Source organism: Paraburkholderia sp. 22099, assembly GCF_052045835.1.
Lineage (GTDB): Bacteria > Pseudomonadota > Gammaproteobacteria > Burkholderiales > Burkholderiaceae > Paraburkholderia > Paraburkholderia terricola.
The window spans coordinates 87026-103136 of the sequence record NZ_JBQEPU010000003.1 but is presented as its reverse complement, the minus strand read 5'-3'; the positions used below and the strand labels follow the sequence as shown (position 1 = coordinate 103136).

General features: G+C 65.8%; 12 protein-coding genes. 5 read left to right on the top strand and 7 right to left on the bottom strand.

Annotated elements, in window-relative coordinates; genetic code table 11:
* Window positions 1-157: 157 nt before the first annotated feature.
* Window positions 158-1369: an MFS transporter gene (locus tag ACTJLC_RS04435; protein WP_310130456.1), complete on the bottom strand. Its 1212-nt coding sequence runs from the start codon at window positions 1367-1369 to the stop codon at window positions 158-160.
* 352 nt (window positions 1370-1721) lie between these two features.
* Here ACTJLC_RS04435 and xdhA point away from each other — a divergent pair, with 352 nt between their 5' ends.
* The 3 genes from xdhA to xdhC are packed head-to-tail and all read left to right on the top strand — an operon-like array spanning window position 1722 to window position 6259.
* Window positions 1722-3239, top strand: coding sequence for a xanthine dehydrogenase small subunit (gene xdhA, locus ACTJLC_RS04430; RefSeq protein ID WP_310130453.1), 1518 nt, complete (start codon window positions 1722-1724; stop codon window positions 3237-3239).
* A 29-nt stretch (window positions 3240-3268) separates the two neighbouring features.
* Window positions 3269-5635: a xanthine dehydrogenase molybdopterin binding subunit gene (gene xdhB, locus ACTJLC_RS04425; RefSeq protein ID WP_440843290.1), complete on the top strand. Its 2367-nt coding sequence runs from the start codon at window positions 3269-3271 to the stop codon at window positions 5633-5635.
* A 57-nt stretch (window positions 5636-5692) separates the two neighbouring features.
* Window positions 5693-6259 carry a xanthine dehydrogenase accessory protein XdhC gene (xdhC, locus tag ACTJLC_RS04420; RefSeq protein ID WP_114163420.1) on the top strand — a complete coding sequence of 189 codons (567 nt, stop codon included), beginning with the start codon at window positions 5693-5695 and terminating at the stop codon, window positions 6257-6259.
* A gap of 140 nt (window positions 6260-6399) precedes the next feature.
* Here xdhC and ACTJLC_RS04415 read toward each other — a convergent pair whose 3' ends face one another.
* From ACTJLC_RS04415 to ACTJLC_RS04405, 3 genes are all read right to left on the bottom strand, one after another.
* Window positions 6400-7374, bottom strand: a complete 975-nt coding sequence (locus ACTJLC_RS04415) for a LysR substrate-binding domain-containing protein (RefSeq protein WP_073428158.1) — start codon at window positions 7372-7374, stop codon at window positions 6400-6402.
* Window positions 7375-7688: 314 nt separating this feature from the next.
* Window positions 7689-8333: a 2-hydroxychromene-2-carboxylate isomerase gene (locus ACTJLC_RS04410; RefSeq protein ID WP_073428157.1), complete on the bottom strand. Its 645-nt coding sequence runs from the start codon at window positions 8331-8333 to the stop codon at window positions 7689-7691.
* A gap of 95 nt (window positions 8334-8428) precedes the next feature.
* Window positions 8429-9895: a TAXI family TRAP transporter solute-binding subunit gene (locus ACTJLC_RS04405; protein WP_310130445.1), complete on the bottom strand. Its 1467-nt coding sequence runs from the start codon at window positions 9893-9895 to the stop codon at window positions 8429-8431.
* 655 nt (window positions 9896-10550) lie between these two features.
* Between ACTJLC_RS04405 and ACTJLC_RS04400 the strand changes: the two genes are divergently transcribed.
* A complete protein-coding gene (locus tag ACTJLC_RS04400) occupies window positions 10551-10904 on the top strand; it encodes a BON domain-containing protein (RefSeq protein WP_073428155.1) in 354 nt (117 codons plus the stop codon).
* Window positions 10905-11262: 358 nt separating this feature from the next.
* On the top strand, window positions 11263-11511 hold the full coding sequence (locus tag ACTJLC_RS04395) for a hypothetical protein (protein ID WP_073428154.1): 249 nt from the start codon (window positions 11263-11265) through the stop codon (window positions 11509-11511).
* 107 nt (window positions 11512-11618) lie between these two features.
* On the opposite strand, the gene ACTJLC_RS04390 is transcribed toward ACTJLC_RS04395, so the two are convergent.
* The 3 genes from ACTJLC_RS04390 to ACTJLC_RS04380 form a co-directional block, all read right to left on the bottom strand.
* Complete coding sequence (locus ACTJLC_RS04390) at window positions 11619-12407, bottom strand: sulfite exporter TauE/SafE family protein (protein WP_073428153.1); 789 nt, start codon at window positions 12405-12407, stop codon at window positions 11619-11621.
* Window positions 12408-12696: 289 nt separating this feature from the next.
* On the bottom strand, window positions 12697-13356 hold the full coding sequence (locus tag ACTJLC_RS04385; protein WP_440843289.1) for a LysE family translocator: 660 nt from the start codon (window positions 13354-13356) through the stop codon (window positions 12697-12699).
* A gap of 520 nt (window positions 13357-13876) precedes the next feature.
* The gene (locus ACTJLC_RS04380; protein ID WP_310130438.1) at window positions 13877-15802 is read right to left on the bottom strand and encodes a hypothetical protein; all 1926 of its coding nucleotides are present in this window, start codon (window positions 15800-15802) and stop codon (window positions 13877-13879) included.
* Between the last annotated feature and the right edge of the window lie 309 nt (window positions 15803-16111).

Genomic DNA, 16111 nt, shown 5'->3' with positions numbered 1-16111 from the left:
TGTGAGCCGCTTTCTTTGCTTACTTTCTTTGCGGCGGCAAAGAAAGTAAGTGCCGCCCCGCACAGGGGCAACGCCAATAGACCACTAAGAAAGCAAGAAAAGGCCAACCCCGCAAGCAAACAACCGAAGCGCCGCGAAGGCAAAAAAAGCAAAACCCTTAGAGCGCCGCAGGCAAATCAGTCCCCTTAACATTCCGCAAATAAAGCAAACAACAAAGCCCCCCAGCCGCAGCCGCCGCGACCGCGGCAAACAGAAACACCGACCCATACCCAAACTCCCCGGCGATATACCCGGCCAACGGCCCGGTAATCCCAAGCGAGAGATCGAGAAACACGGAATAAGCCGACAGAGCCGCCCCACGGCTAGCAGGCGGCACAAGCCCGACGGCCTCCACCCCAAGCGAGGGAAACACCAGCGCGAATCCGAACCCGGTCAACGCCGCCCCGGCCAGCGCGATATGCGGCTCAGGCGCCAGCCACAGCATCAACAAGCCGACGCATTCAAACGAGAACGAAACAATCGCCACACGAAACCCGCCGTAGGTCTTGATCGTGTTGGCGAACAACAAACGCGCGCCGATGAACAGCGTGCCGAACACCGTCAGCGATAAAGCCGCGTTCGGCCAATTCTTCGCGGCATAGAACAGCGTGATGAAAGTGGCGATCGAGCCGAAGCCGACGGACCCGAGCGCCAACCCGATACCGTGCGGCAACACCCGCGTGAACACGCTGCGGTACGACATCCGCTCGCCATGCACGACGGGGACCGGCGCCATCGGCCGGGCCAGATAGAAGCCGAGCGCCGCCAGCGCGATCACCAGAATGCCCAGCGCGGCAAAGCCGACCGTATGCGCAATCGCGACCCCGAGCGGCGCGCCGACCGCGAGCGCGCCATACGTCGCGATGCCGTTCCACGAAATCACCCGGGCATTGTTGGTCGTGCCCACCCGGCCGATGCCCCATAGAATCGCGCCCGTGCCGCAGAGGCTTTCGCCGAATCCGAGCACGAGGCGGCTGCACACCAGCAGCCCCAGGCTCAGCACAGGCCAGCCCTCGCACAACACCGCCAGCAACAACAGAATCCCGCTCGCGCCGCAACCCAGCAAACCGATCGACACCGTGCGCTTCGGCCCCAGCGTATCCGCCGAACGGCCGGCCAACGGCCGCGAGGCCAGCGTCGCCAGGTATTGCACGCTGATCGCCGCGCCCGCGAGCACGGCGCTGTAACCCAGGTCGTCGTGGACGTAGCCGGGCAGCACCGCCAGCGGAATGCCGATCGTCAGGTAGCAAAGAAACGTGAAAAAGACGACTGGAATGATCTGCAGGGTCGTCGCAAATTCGCTGCGAGGTGTCGCTGAGTCGGTGGACATGGGGAAAACGAGACTTGAAAACGGCGGGAAGGCGTGATTTTCCCATGGAACCGATTCTCTTGCAGGAGTTGCTTAATAATTCGTCGGACCAAAGGCAGGCGCGAGATCCACATAGTGGTCGGTTTTGGCTCTATGAAACGTCCTTTTCCCGCTCTCGGCATGGGCGGGTGATGGCCGGTTAGCCATGAAAACAGCAAAAGAGCGGCAAAAATACCGCTGCTACATAAGCCAATCGCCACTCGAACCCGTCTCTTTATCGTCTCGCGGATATGTCCCGCATGCGGCCCCCGCTATGGGTTGCCTTTATTGACGGTGATAGTTTTCGAACCGTCACCTTCGAGAGCAACGAGACATGACTGAGCCGATTCGCTTCTACCACCGCAACGCGATCCGCGAGATCGAGGACGCCCCCGTCACGCGCACGGTCCTGCAGTATCTGCGTGAGGACGTCCATTGCACCGGCACCAAGGAAGGCTGCGCCGAAGGCGACTGCGGCGCCTGCACGGTCGTGATCGGCGAGCGCAACGAGGCGGGCGGCGTCGACTTCAAGGCGGTCAACGCGTGCATCCAGTTCCTGCCGACGCTCGACGGCCGCGCGCTCTTCACCGTCGAAGACCTGCGCCAGCCGGACGGCTCGCTGCATCCGGTACAGCAGGCGCTGGTCGAGTGCCACGGCTCGCAGTGCGGTTTCTGCACGCCGGGCTTCGTCATGTCGATGTGGTCGCTGTACGAAAAGCACGGCCACGAACACGGCTGCGCGAACAAAACCGTGCCGTCGCGCGAAGCGATCGGCAACGCGCTCACCGGCAACCTGTGCCGCTGCACGGGCTACCGTCCGATCGTCGACGCGGCCGTGCGCATGTTCGAAGCGCCCGCGCCGAAAGCGCCGCTCGACATCGGCGCGCTCGCCAGAACGCTCGCCACGCTCGAGCGCGTCGACACCTTCCACTATCCCCACGCCGGCCAGCAGTTCAATGCGCCGCGCACCGTCGAAGCGCTCGCGAAGATCAAGCAAGCCGAACCGGCCGCGCGCATTCTCGCGGGCAGCACGGACATCGGCCTGTGGGTCACCAAGCAGATGCGCGAACTCGGCAACGTTGTCTACGTGGGCCAGATCGCCGCATTGCAGAAGCTCGAAACGAATGACGACTGGATCGCGATCGGCGCGGGCGTCACCGTCGAAAAGGCGTATGCGGAACTCGCGAGGCACTACCCCGAGCTCACCGAAATGTGGCTGCGCTTCGCGTCGCTGCCGATTCGCAATGCGGGCACGCTCGGCGGCAACATCGCGAATGGTTCGCCGATCGGCGATTCGATGCCCGGCCTGATCGCGCTCGGCGCGCGCGTGATCGTGCGCGGCGGCGAGATCGAACGCGAGATGCCGCTCGAAGACCTGTACCTCGCGTATCAGAAGAAGGCCATGGCGGAGCACGAATTCGTGGTCGGGCTGAAGGTGCCGACGCGCACCGGCGCGCGCAAGAACCTGCACTTTCGCACCTACAAACTCTCGAAGCGTTTCGATTCCGACATCTCGGCCGTCTGCGCCGCGTTCTCCTTCATCGCGGACGGCAACGTGATCCGCGAGCCGCGCATCGCGTTCGGCGGCATGGCCGCCACGCCCAAACGCGCGACGCACGCCGAAGCCGTTTTGCGCGACGCCGACTGGCACGAGGCCACCGCGCAGGCCGCGATGCTCGCGCTCGGTAACGACTACGCGCCGCTCTCCGACATGCGCGCGACCAGCCACTACCGCCTCGAAGCGGCGAAGAACACGCTGTATCGCTTCTGGCTCGAAACGCGTCCGAACGATCCGCTGCCGAAAAGCGCGCTGGATGTGCGCGCGGTCGCCGCGGCGTGCGCGAACGCCTGATACGCCGCGAGCCTACGGAGAACACGACAATGAACCAGCATGCCGAGCCGTTCCTGAAAGATCTTCAGGATCAGGAAAACTTCACTCAGGTCCACGTCTCGCGTCCTCACGAATCCGCGCATTTGCATGTGAGCGGCCGCGCCACTTACACCGACGACATACCGACGCTCGCCGGCACGTTGCACGCCGCGCTCGGCCTGTCGTCGAAAGCGCACGCGAGGCTCGTGTCGATGTCGTTCGACGCAGTGCGCGCCACGCCCGGCGTGGTCGCGATCTTCACTGCAGGCGACATTCCCGGCGCCAACGACGTCGGCCCGATCATCCACGGCGACGATCCGATTCTCGCGGACGGTGTCGTGCAATACGTTGGCCAGCCGATCTTCATCGTGGTCGCGACGTCGCATGAAACCGCGCGTCTCGCGGCGCGCCGGGCTGAAGTCGTCTACGAGGAACTGCCCGCAGTTCTCACCGCGCAGCAGGCGCGCGCCGCCAACCAGTCCGTGTTGCCGCCGATGAAACTCGCGCGCGGCGCGGCAGCCGCGAAGATCGCCCGCGCCGCGCATCGCGATGCCGGCGAGATGCTGCTCGGCGGTCAGGAGCAGTTCTATCTGGAAGGCCAGATTGCCTACGCGGTGCCGAAGGACGACGACGGCATGCACGTCTACTGTTCGACCCAGCATCCCACCGAGATGCAGCACCTGGTCGCGCACGCCCTGGGCGTGGCGTCGCATAACGTGCTGATCGAATGCCGGCGGATGGGCGGCGCGTTCGGCGGCAAGGAATCGCAATCGGGTCTGTTCGCGTGCTGCGCGGCGCTCGCCGCATGGAAGCTGCTGTGCCCCGTGAAGCTGCGCCCCGATCGCGACGACGACATGATGGTCACCGGCAAGCGGCACGACTTTCACTACACGTACGAAGTGGGCTACGACGAGCACGGCGTGATCGACGGCGTGAGCGTCGACATGACCTCGCGCTGCGGTTTTTCCGCCGACCTGTCGGGTCCGGTGATGACGCGCGCGCTGTGCCACTTCGATAACGCGTACTGGCTGTCGGACGTGACCATCGACGGCTTCTGCGGCAAGACCAACACGCAGTCGAACACCGCGTTCCGCGGCTTCGGCGGTCCGCAAGGCGCGTTCGCGATCGAATACATCATGGACAACGTCGCGCGTTCGCTCGGCGCGGACGCGCTCGACGTGCGCCGCCGCAATCTGTACGGCAAGACCGAGCGCAATCAGACGCCGTATGGCCAGATCGTCGAGGACAACGTGATTCACGAACTGATCGACGAACTCGAAACGACCAGCGAATACCGCGCGCACCGCGCGGCGATCGACGACTTCAATGCGAACAACCACGTGCTGAAAAAGGGGCTCGCGCTCACGCCGGTCAAGTTCGGCATCGCGTTCAACGTGACGCACTTCAACCAGGCCGGCGCGCTCGTGCACATCTACACCGATGGCTCGGTGCTGGTGAATCACGGCGGCACCGAGATGGGCCAGGGCTTGAACACGAAGGTCGCGCAGGTGGTCGCGCATGAACTGGGCGTCGGCTTCAAGCGCATTCGCGTCACGGCGACCGACACCAGCAAGGTCGCCAATACATCGGCGACGGCCGCATCGACCGGTTCCGATCTGAACGGCAAGGCGGCTCAGGATGCGGCGCGCCAGTTGCGCGAGCGTTTGTCGGCATTCGCCGCCGAGCGTTTCGGCGCGGGGCGGGTGAGCGCAGCGCAGGTGCGGTTCGCTCACGATCGCGTGATCGTCGGCGAGACGGTGGTGCCGTTCGAGGACGTGATCGCCAAGGCCTACCTCGCGCGCATCCAGTTGTGGTCGGACGGCTTCTACGCGACGCCGAAGCTCCATTGGGACCAGGCGAAGCTGCAAGGCCGGCCGTTCTACTACTACTCGTACGGCGCGGCGGTGTCGGAAGTGGTGATCGACACGCTGACCGGCGAAATGCGCGTGCTGCGCGCGGACGCGCTGCATGACGTGGGCGCGTCGCTGAACCCCGCGCTCGATGTCGGCCAGGTGGAAGGCGCGTTCATTCAGGGCATGGGCTGGCTCACCACCGAGGAACTGTGGTGGAACGCGGACGGCAAGCTGACGACGCACGCGCCGTCCACTTACAAGATTCCGACCGTGAACGATACGCCGCCGGTCTTCAATGTGCGGTTGTTCGCTAACCGCAATGCGGAGGACAGCATCCATCGTTCGAAGGCGACCGGCGAGCCGCCGCTGCTGCTGCCGTTCTCGGTGTTCTTTGCGATTCGCGACGCTATTTCGGCGGTCGGCGATCACACGGTCAATCCGCCGCTGAACGCGCCCGCGACGAGCGAGGAAATCCTCAAGGCAGTCGGCGCGGTGCGGGCGGCGCGCGCGGCGGCGCGGCAGTAAACTTTGAACGCAAGCGCGGCCATGATGCACGACTCGAACCCAACTGGAATGATCGCCATGAACGAGTTGCCGTCCGTTCGGACCGGCCGGCGCGGCGCACTGCAAGCGCCGCGTCCGGCGCCGCTGCATATCGTGCTGTTCGGCGCGGGGCATGTCGGGCATGCGCTCGTCACGTTGCTCGGCAGCCTGCCGTGCGTCGTGCAGTGGGTCGACGAGCGAGACGAACTGTTTCCCGACGAAACGCCCGCCAACGTGCAGATCGAAGCGACGGACACGCCCGATGCAATCGTCGACACCGCGCCGCCCGGTGCCTACTTCCTCGTGATGACGCATCGCCACGCGCTCGATTTTTCGCTGGCCGAACGCATCATGCGGCGGCGCGACTTCAGCTACTTCGGCATGATCGGTTCGAAGACCAAGCGCGTGAAATTCGAGCGGCGTTTGCTCGAGCGCGGCGTGGCTCGGGAGCGGCTCGTGGAGATGACGTGTCCGATCGGCGTGGCCGGCATCGTCGATAAGGCACCCCCGGCGATCGCGGTGGCGGTGTGCGCGGAGCTGTTGCAGGTGCGGGCGCGGCGGGCAGCGGCACAAGCGGTGACGCGGGTGCTTTGCGCGAGCGGGTGAGCGCGGCGGGGCCACGCCTCATGCAAGGCGGTCGAAGCAAGGCAGTCGAAGCAAGGCAGTCGAAGCAAGGCAGTCGAAGCAAGGCAGTCGAAGCAACGCGCCCGACATCCAGCGCCTACCTCCGAACCAAAACGTCGGCCCTATCCGCCTGACGTTGCCTTCGTGCCCGCCCGCTTCACGCGCCGCACCTTCTGCGCGACCAGCCCATCGGACACCTGCGACATCAGCGCGCGCAACCAGCCGATGTCGCTCGGCCTGTCCGGCTGCGGATGCCACATCTGATAGCACTTGATGCGCGGAAACGGAATCGGCACCTCCACAACAGCGAGCGGCAGGATGCTTGCATAGTGCGTCGCGAAACGCCGCGTGGTCGTGAAGATCAGATCCGATTGCAGCAGGGTTTGCGGCACGAGGCCGAAGTAGGGCAGCGTGGCGACGATGCGCCGCTCGGCGCGCGCCCGCGCGAAACCAATGTCGATGGCGCCGCCGCGCGCGCCGCTGTAGGGCGTGGGCGCAAGATGCGGCGCCGCGAGATACGCTTCGCGCGTCAACGGCGCGCGGGTCAGCGGATGATCGGCGCGCATCAGGCACACCACCGTATCCGAGAACAGATCGCTGCGCTCGAAACGCGGATCGGGCTTCGGCCAGTTGCCGATCACCAGGTCGAGTTCGCCGGCCTCGAGCGCCGCGGAATGATCGAGCATCGGGCTCAGCGAATCGATTTCGAGCCGCGCATGCGGCGCGGACTCGCGAAACCGCGCGATCACCGTCGGCATGAAAAAGTCGTTCAGATAGTCCGGCGCGGCCACGCGAAAGGTGCGGCGCGAACGGCCCGGATCGAAGTCGCCGTGCGGCGTCGCGACGAAATCCACTTCGCGCAGCACGCGTTGCGCGGAAGCCAGCAGCGATTCGCCGTATTCGGTCGGCACCATGCCCGATTTGCCGCGCACGAGGATCGGGTCGTTCAGCGTCTCGCGCAGTTTGCGCAGCGCGGTGCTGATGGCGGGCTGGGTCTGATTCAGACGCAGCGCGGTCTGCGTGACGCTGCGCTCGACCAGCAGCGTGCGCAGCACGCGCACGAGCCAGATATCGAGGGAGGCGGCGGTGTCGTCCATGGTTCAGGCAAGGCGGTGCGAGCGGATCGGGCGCGGACAAGGCGTGCTTACGGAACCGCTCGCGCACCACCACTCGCGTAGCGGGGCGAAGGTTATTACCTTAGGCCCGTTTGCGGTGTGGCGGCCATAGCAGGCGCGGTATGGCCGGCATCAGCCGCGCTTTTGCGACGCCACGGCTGCGCACATTCGCTCGCGCGGATCGCGGAAATTCCACGGCGGGGCACGCGGATCGCCGCAGTCTGTTGCGCACCGCGTGGCGCGCAAGTGCGTGTTCGGCGCGCCGGCTCGAACCAGGGCCGACCTTTGCCCCGCGCTCAGTTGTTCGGGAGGCCCGAGGGCAGCAAACTGATTCGCTTCACTTCCGCCGAGTCGAGCCAGTTCGGCGTGCGCGCGCAGTACAGCACCATCGGCAACGCGTCCTCACCCCAGAACAACTGCTCGTTCAGACGGAAGGTGGGCACGCCGTAGACGCCCAGGCTGATCGCATCCGCCGTGTTGCGCTGCAATTGCGCCTTCACTTCCTCGCTCTTGATGAGTTCGGGCCCGTCGGGCACGCCGACGCGCTCGCACAACTCGGCGAATGCCTCGTCGCTCGACGGATCACGCCCTTCACGCCAGATGAAGCGGAAAATCTCGCGCACGAAGGCGATGTCGCCGTTCGCCGCGGTGGCGAGCAGCAGCGGCTTGGTGGAATCGAATGGATGAGCCGGCGGCATCTTGTAGGGAATGCCGAGTTGCTCCGCGCGAAACAGCGCGTGGCGATACATGAAGATGCGCTTGGCGGGCACGCTGTAGGCCGGCAACTGGCCCCAGTGGCGATACAGATCGTTCAGCACGATCGGCGTGAACACGAAGTCGAAGCCCGGCCATTTATCGTGTTGCTCGAGCAACAGATAGGTAAACGGCGAGACAAAATCGTAGAACCACAGCGGCTGCCTGGCGTCGATGCCAACGGTCATGAATGTCTCCCGGATTGCTTTTCAGAACGGTGCGTCTGCTGGATTGTCGGAATTGTAATGATCTTACGCGGTGCGCTCGCTGCTTGCACCGGTCACTAGGGTTTGCGACCGGTGTCTTCGGGCGTCTCGCCGATTTCGGCCGCTTCGTTCGCCGCGGACGGCGTGGGCGGTGTCGGCGGCGGAGAGCCGGCGTCCTTCTCGTCCGGCGCGTCGCGCTGAATATCGCGGCTTTGCGTGAGCCGCGCGCGCACGAAGCCGATATGCTCGCGCAGCACATAGAACTGATCGGCGTAAGCGAGCGGCATCTTCAGACCATTGACCGACTCCTCGATCGCGTCCAGCCGTTCGATCAGCGACGCGCGCTCGGCGGCCGAATATTCGCTGAGCGCGCTGCGCTCGATCGCGATCAGCGCGCCGTACCACCGGTAGATCCGCGACTTGACCCGCCACGCATACAGCGACGGCACGAGCCGCAGCGCCGGAATCAGCAGCACGATCAGCGGCACCACGACCACCAGCAGACGGTCGGCGAGACTCGCGAGCCAGAACGGCAAGATCCGGTAGAGGAAGCTCTTGCCCGACTTGTAGTAGCGCGCGGCGTCGTCGCTGATCGGGAAGTCGTGCGCGAGCGGCGCGGGAAATTCGCCGGTGCGCTGCATGATGTTGGCCTTGCCGTGCACCTCGCGCGCGGCTTCGATCAGCAGATCCGAGAGCGCGGGGTGCAGCGAGTCGCGCGCCACCAGTTCGGCGGTCGGCGCCACCAGATGAATCGGCGCGGACGGCAGGTTCTTGCCCAGGTCGAACGCGCCCATCGGCATCGTGAGTTCGGTCAGATAGGGAAAGCGGCGCGTGTAGGCAGTGGCCTGCGTGAAGTCGTAGAACTGCACGTTCGGCGTGCGGTAGAGCTTGCCCATTACCGCCGGTTGCGCCGAGTCGCCAGCCAGAAATGCCGCGTCGACCTTGCCGGAGACGAGCGCCTCGGCGGCGTCGTCGCCCGAGAGCGGCAGCAGTTTGGTCGAGCCGCCCGGCACGATGCCGTTGGCCTTGAGCAGCGCGAGCGCGAGCTCACGCGTGCCGCTCCCCTCGGCGCCGACGGCGAGCCGCTGGCCCTTGAATTCGGCGAGCCGCGCGATCGTCGGACCGTGATAGAAGATCGCCAGCGGCACGTATGCCACGCTGCCGAGCGACATCAGGCCGCCGCTCGTCTGGGCCGGCGCGACGCCGTCCTGCACGAAGCCGACGTCGACATCCGAGTTCGGGTCCGAAAGCCGCTTGAGATTCTGCAGCGAGCCTTCCGAAGGCAGCACGTTCAGCGTGATGCGGTTGCGCGCCAGGATCTCTTTGTACTTTTGCGCCGCGGTCCAGAAGGTGCTGCCTTCGGGGCCGGCGCTGATCGTCAGCGTGCTGGGCGGGGCGGGCTGGATCAGCCGCACGGCGACCCAGATGGCCGCGACGGCGATCAGCAGAATCGGCCCGAACGAGACGGCCAGATCGCGCCAGGAGATCGCGACGAAACGGGCAACGAGACGGGGAGGGCCTTTGCGGCCGGTGGCGGGCTTCATCGGATGACGTGACGGCTACGCTCGAAAGGACACAGGTTGACGGCGCTTCGTGGCGCACGACTGAACGAAAACGCACGCGCCATGCCAGGGCCGGCTGCCGCGAACGCCGGGCAAACCACGCGGCGTCGCGCGTCGCGCCCGATGGTACCCGAGATTCATGCGGCGGCGAAAAGCGCGGCGTCGATGCCGCCGAGAAACCCGTAACAAAACGTGAATGGCGCATGTACGGCGCATGAATGCCGCGTGAACGATTGCTCGAATCGTGGGTAAGCGAGGCTGAATCGACGGACAATCGGCCCGCGAGCCGCACCCGCCGCACGTCTCGCGCATGACTAAACCCTTTGCGCTTCTCGCCCGCCTGGATTAAATTGTCGTTCGCTGCCGCGAACACACGTTTGCGCGGCGCGACCCGGCACGACACACAAGAACCGGGCGCGCCGGCGGACTTCGCGGCTTGCCGGCGCCCGTGCCGCATCGCATGCAGCCGTCGCATGCGGTAACGGCAGCCGGCCTCTCTCGCCTCTCGCACACCGTGTCGCCGCCTCAGTCGGCCGTCGCCGCGCCGCGCCTTGTGGCGCCGCGCGAACGGTCGCCGGTAGTCGTAACGAAGCCGCTTGTATAGGCGGTCCAATGTGAAGCTAAGGAGAAGAGAGCTATGAAATCGGTCGGTTTTCTGAAAACGCTGGGCTCGGTGGTGGCGATGGTGGTGGCGTGCAACGTGTACGCTCAGGCAAGCGATGCATCGGCAACCGGCACGACCGCGGCACCGGCTGCCAGCGCCAAGTCCACCAAGAAGGCGAATAGCCAGCTCGGCCGCAAGGTGCGCGCCGCGATTGGCAAGGTGCAAGGCGTCGACGTGTCGAGCATCTCCGTGCGTGCTCGCGGCGGCGCCGTGACGCTGACGGGCTCGGTGCCCGACCAAGGCCAGATCGACGCCGCCGGCGAAGCCGCCAAGAGCGTCCCCGGCGTGACGTCGGTATCGAACAAGCTGAACGTCATGCAGCAGTAAGCGGGCCGCGTCGGCGCGCGAGCATCACGCGGGCAGCATCGAGCGGGCGCGATGACAGCCGCATTCGTGCGGGCTTGAACCGCGCGGGCATCGTATGCGGCATGCGTGTATCGGCTGCCGCGCACGCGGTTTCATCCCGTCGTGCGCCAGCGTGATGCGCGGCAAGACCAGGGCTCCGGCGAAAAATGCCGGGGCCTTTTTTATTTTCCCGCGCGGATTTTTGAAGCGGTGATGATGGGTCACACGGCATGAATCGCGGCCGCCGCGAGCGGGCGTCGCCGCCGTCGTCCGTGCGCTATGACACACAATTGACGCGGCTTGAAGCGTAGTGTGATGGATGGGAACCGGAGTCAACGCCATGGAATCCACGCTTTTGCGCTACACCGATTTGCCGATCGGCGATCGGGCGGCTTTCGAACTGGTGTGCGCCCGGCACGGTTTTGCGCCGGCGCACTTCGACATCAGCGTCTGCATGGACCCGGCCGATGCCGCGCACGAGCGACTCATCACGGTGCGGCGCGGCGGCTGGGCGCAGTCCTATCACGACCGTCATGGTCAATGGATCCGGCAGTTCGAGGCCGATCTGAACTGCAGGTTCTTCAAGTAGCCGTAGCCGCGCTGAAGGCGCCGGCAGGGGCAGTCGTATCGGCCGTGCTTTGGTGCGCTCGCAACATCAGTAGATGAGGCGCGCTATCCCGCCAGCCGCATCGACCATCAAGCCAGCACGAGCCGCACGCCGACCAGCGTCAGCGTGGCGGCGAGCAGATTGCGCAGCAGCGCATCCGGCGCGCGCGCCGACAGGTAGCTGCCGATCGCGATGCCCGGCAGTGAGCCCACCAGCAGCGACAGCAGCATCGACCAGTCGACCGAACCCAGCAGCCAATGGCCCGTGCCCGCCAGCAGCGTGAGCGGCACCGCATGCGCGATGTCGGAGCCGACGATGCGCGTGGTCGGCAGCAACGGATACAGCAGCAGCAACACCGTCACGCCGATGGCCCCCGCGCCCACCGAAGTCAGCGACACCAGCACGCCGAGCACCGCGCCCGTCACCATGGTGAGGACGAGGGTGCGCCCCTGGGTGGGTGCGCGCTGGCGGAGCGCGCCGAGCGCCGCGAGTTGCGGACGGAACACCAGCGCCACCGCCGTGATCAGCAGCGCCACGCCGAGCACGATCTGGATCAGGCGGCTCGCGCCGGGCGTATCCATGCCGTAACGATGCAGCAGGATCAGCGTGAGCGTGGCGGCGGGCACGCTGCCGGCCGCGAGGCGCAGCGTGACCTGCCAGTCGATCGAGCCTTTCAGGCCGTGCACCAGCGTGCCGGTCGCCTTGGTGGCGGACGCGTACAGCAAGTCGGTGCCGACCGCGGTGGCCGGATGCACGTTGAACAGCAGAACGAGGATCGGCGTCATCAGCGAGCCGCCGCCGACGCCCGTCAGTCCGACCAGAAAGCCGACGAACAGGCCGGAGACGGAGTACAGCAGATCGATATGGGGAAGAGCCATTGAGCGGACCGCGGACGGTCGGGTGGGTTGGACAGTTAGGCGCCAGGGCCGGCGCGTGCATGCCTTGCACGCTCGGCGGATGCCGGCGGAAGGCCCGCCGCGGCGCGGCGAAAGGCGCTATTGTCGCAAAACCGCCGCGCTTGCGTGTGGAAACACCGTGACGGCTATGCCGGGTGTGTGTACGAAGCGCCGTCACGGCCCATGCCGGACTCGCATGAGGCGCGCAAGGAGCGCGACGGCGCGTCGTCTCGCGCCGCTAAGGTTGGCGGCGCAACACAACGCGCTCCGCTCACAGCGCGCGGCGAATCTCGACGATGCCGAAGGCCGCCAGCGTGAGCCCGACCGCCTTGTCGATCGCGACGCGCAGCTTGCTGCCGATCGCATGGCGCGCGAACGACACCACGGTCACGAGGAAACACCACCACGCGACCGAGCCGCAAAACACGCCGCCCACCGTGGTGAGCGCGATGCTCGACGAAAACGCGCCGCGCGGCGCGAGCGTGGTGAACAGCGCGGCGAACATGATGACGGTTTGCGGATTGGTCAGCGTGAGCAGCAACGAACTCGCATAGGCGCGCAGCGCGCCGGCGCGGCCGATCTGCGCGAGCTGGCCGGTGCCGCCGTTGCTGCTCTCGCCGTTGCCGTTCGCCGCGTCGTCGGGGGATTTTTGCAGCAGCGTGCGCACGCCGAGATAAAGCAGAAAGAGACCCGCGAGCAGATGCAGAGGCCGGTCGTAGGCAAGCATGAACTGCGAGATGCCGACGAGGCCGAGCGCCGCGATCAGGCCATAGACCGCATCGCCGGTCGCGATGCCGAAGCCGATCGCGAGCCCCGCGCGCGGACCGCCGGTCAGCGTGCGGCGGATGCACAGCATGCCCATCGGGCCGACCGGCGCTGCAATCGCGAGGCCGACGCCCGCGGCGGTGAGAAAAAGACTGGTGGTGGACATGGGCAATCCTTCCTGCATGGTTGTTCTGATTTGCCGCGGTTCGCGCCGGAGTGCGGGCGCGTGCGCCATTGTGAGCGAAGCTGCGTCCCTGGTCGACGAACGCAAAATGGAAGTGAAAGTGGATGCCGGCTGACGGCTTACGGCTTACGGCGAGAGCCCGCCCTGCGGGGCGGGCTTGCGCGTTTTTAGTGCTTCTTCTGAGTGGCCGACGTGCTAGGCGCCACGCGGATCGGCGGCGCGCCCGAAGGCGACGTGGCGGGTTGGGGTTTCTTCGGTTGCTTCGGTTTCTTGACTTCCCGGTTACTACGCATTTGACCTTTTGCCATGATGGACTCCCAATTGGCTTATTTTCGCTCCACGTGGAAGCAATTAGGTAGTGTGCGCTGATTTTGTCGTGTGTGCCGGGGTTTTTGCCTTTTCGCCGATGCGTTCACCGCCCCGCGTGCGCGACCCCGAAAAAAACGTCAGCCGGCCCTGGAGCCGGCTGACGTTTTTGCGTCCGCTGAAGCGAAGCGCGGTGTTAGATCCCGACGTACCCCACCGGAACCGTTGCGTTGGCCTTCGCAACCGACGCATTGTTCGACACCACATACACCGGCGATTCGGTCAGGTTCAGCGTGAGCACACCGTTGCTGTAGTTCGCGCTCGTCGCATTGCCCATCATGTCGACCACCTTCACGGTGCCGCTCGTGCCCGGCGCGTCCACATTGAGGCTGTACGACACGCTATAGGTCGAGCTGAAACCCGCGCTCGCGTTCCAGACGTTGTTGTTGTGCGCCCACAAGGCGGTGATCACCGCGCCGTTGCCCACTTGCTGGAACGCGTAGGCGTAGACGCCGGTCGGCGTGCCGTTCACGGGACCGAGCGTGGTGGTGCCGTCGAGCGTATGCGTCATCGCGCTGATCGCCATCGCGACCGGCTTCGGGCTGATGTTCGACGCGCCGAATGCGCCCTGCGCATCGGCCAGATCGAAGAACGTGCCGTAGCCGACCTCGTTCGGATAGTCCGCGCCATAGAACACGTAGGTCTGATCCGCGCCTTCGCCGAGCGTGATGATGTGCATGCGCGCGGCCACCGCGGCTTGCGCGTACAACACGTTCGCGCTCGGATAGTTCGGGCCATACGCGCTGCCGAGGTCGTAGCTGATGCCGGCTTCCGTCGAGAACAGCTTCATGCCCGTGCGATAGTCGCTGGCCATTTCCGCGCGCAGATTGCGCATCTGGCCGCGCAGCGAACCGTCGGCGGTGGCGGGATCGGCGTCGTAGCGCTCGGGCGGATGCGACGGCGAGGTGCCCGCGTCGTAGTAGCCGTGCGTGGCCACCGCGTCGATGTACTGACCGAAGCCGAGCGACGCGAGGCGCTTCAGGCGCGTCGTGGTCAGGCTCGGGAACGCATCGGTCGGGCCCATCACCACCGCGTGCGGATCGGTCGAGTGAATGCCCGTATGGACCGCCTTGTACAACGCGACGAAGTTCGCGTCGGTGTCGGTCCACATCTGGTTCGGCTCCCACGTCACCTGATAGTAGTTCGCCGACTGGCTCGGGAAGTACGCCGCGCGAATCGCGTTCGACTCGGTGCCGACGCGGCCCATGTAGCTCTGGTAGTACGACAGGTCGGTCGGCAGTCGCGTGTCGTCCTGGAACGCGCCGGTGCTGCTCGCCCACGCGGGAATCCCATCGAGACGGATCAGGCGCATCACGTTGCCGGACTTGTAGAACGCATCGAGGTTGCCGGCCGACGGGTTGAACGTGTTCGGCCCGTTCGGCTCCATCGTCGAGAGCTGGCGATCGTCGATGGTCGACGAAATGCCCAGGGCGGCAAGCAGCGGACCGTTGCCGTTCGCGCCCTGCATGCCGAAACGATGCTGCTCCTGGCGCGCATAGTTGACCGTGGGAACGATGCCGGAAAGATTCGGCGTCACGCCGAAGGTCGCGATGCCGACCGGACGCGTGCCGGCTTGCGGCAACTGCCCGCCGTTTTGCGCGAGCGTGCCGGTCGCCGCGAAATAGCCGGCCAGCGTCGACGTGCAATTGAACGTGATGGTTTTCTGGCCGCTCGCCACGGCCGTGCTGCCGCTTGCCGCGACCTTGCCGAGCGTGTCCGTGACGGCCCAGTTCAGCGTGTCCGCGCTCGGCGCGTTGGTGGTGAAGGCAAGCTGGAAAGTGGCGCCTTGGGCGAAGATGCGCGTGCCGTCCGCGCTGGGCGTATCCGCGGCGATCGTCGCGCTGCCCGAGCCCGCCGACGTGACCGGCGACGCGCAACTCAGCTTCGCGGTGGATTTGCCCGCGGCGTTCAGCGCGGTCGAGCCGCTGCTCGTGCTGCCGCTGGTGCCGTTGGTGCCATTCGCCTGCGTGGCCGCGGCGCCGCTGGCGCTGTCGCCGCCACCGCCGCCGCATGCGGCGAGCGCGAGGGAAAGCGTGGAGAGGAGGAGTAAGCGAGGTTTCATCGATCTGTCAGCCATGCGTTGGTGGACACCCGTCCGGCTCTTCGCGCGAGGCGCGTGGGGAGACGGAGCGAACGTCGCGGTCATTTGCGAGCCGGCCGGCGCGCGAAGCGTCGGCACTGGCAGTCCTGGTTGCGCAACGGTTCAATTGCGCGAACGTGATGGTCTTCCCGGGTCGTCGGTCAAAAGCGTGTCTTTCGGAGAACCTCACGTCATACGAAACGGCTCTTCAAACGAAATGAATCTGGCGGAATCCGACGATCAGGAGGTACGACGAAAAGACCGATGCTCAGAGGAATAGCGCGATGAGCG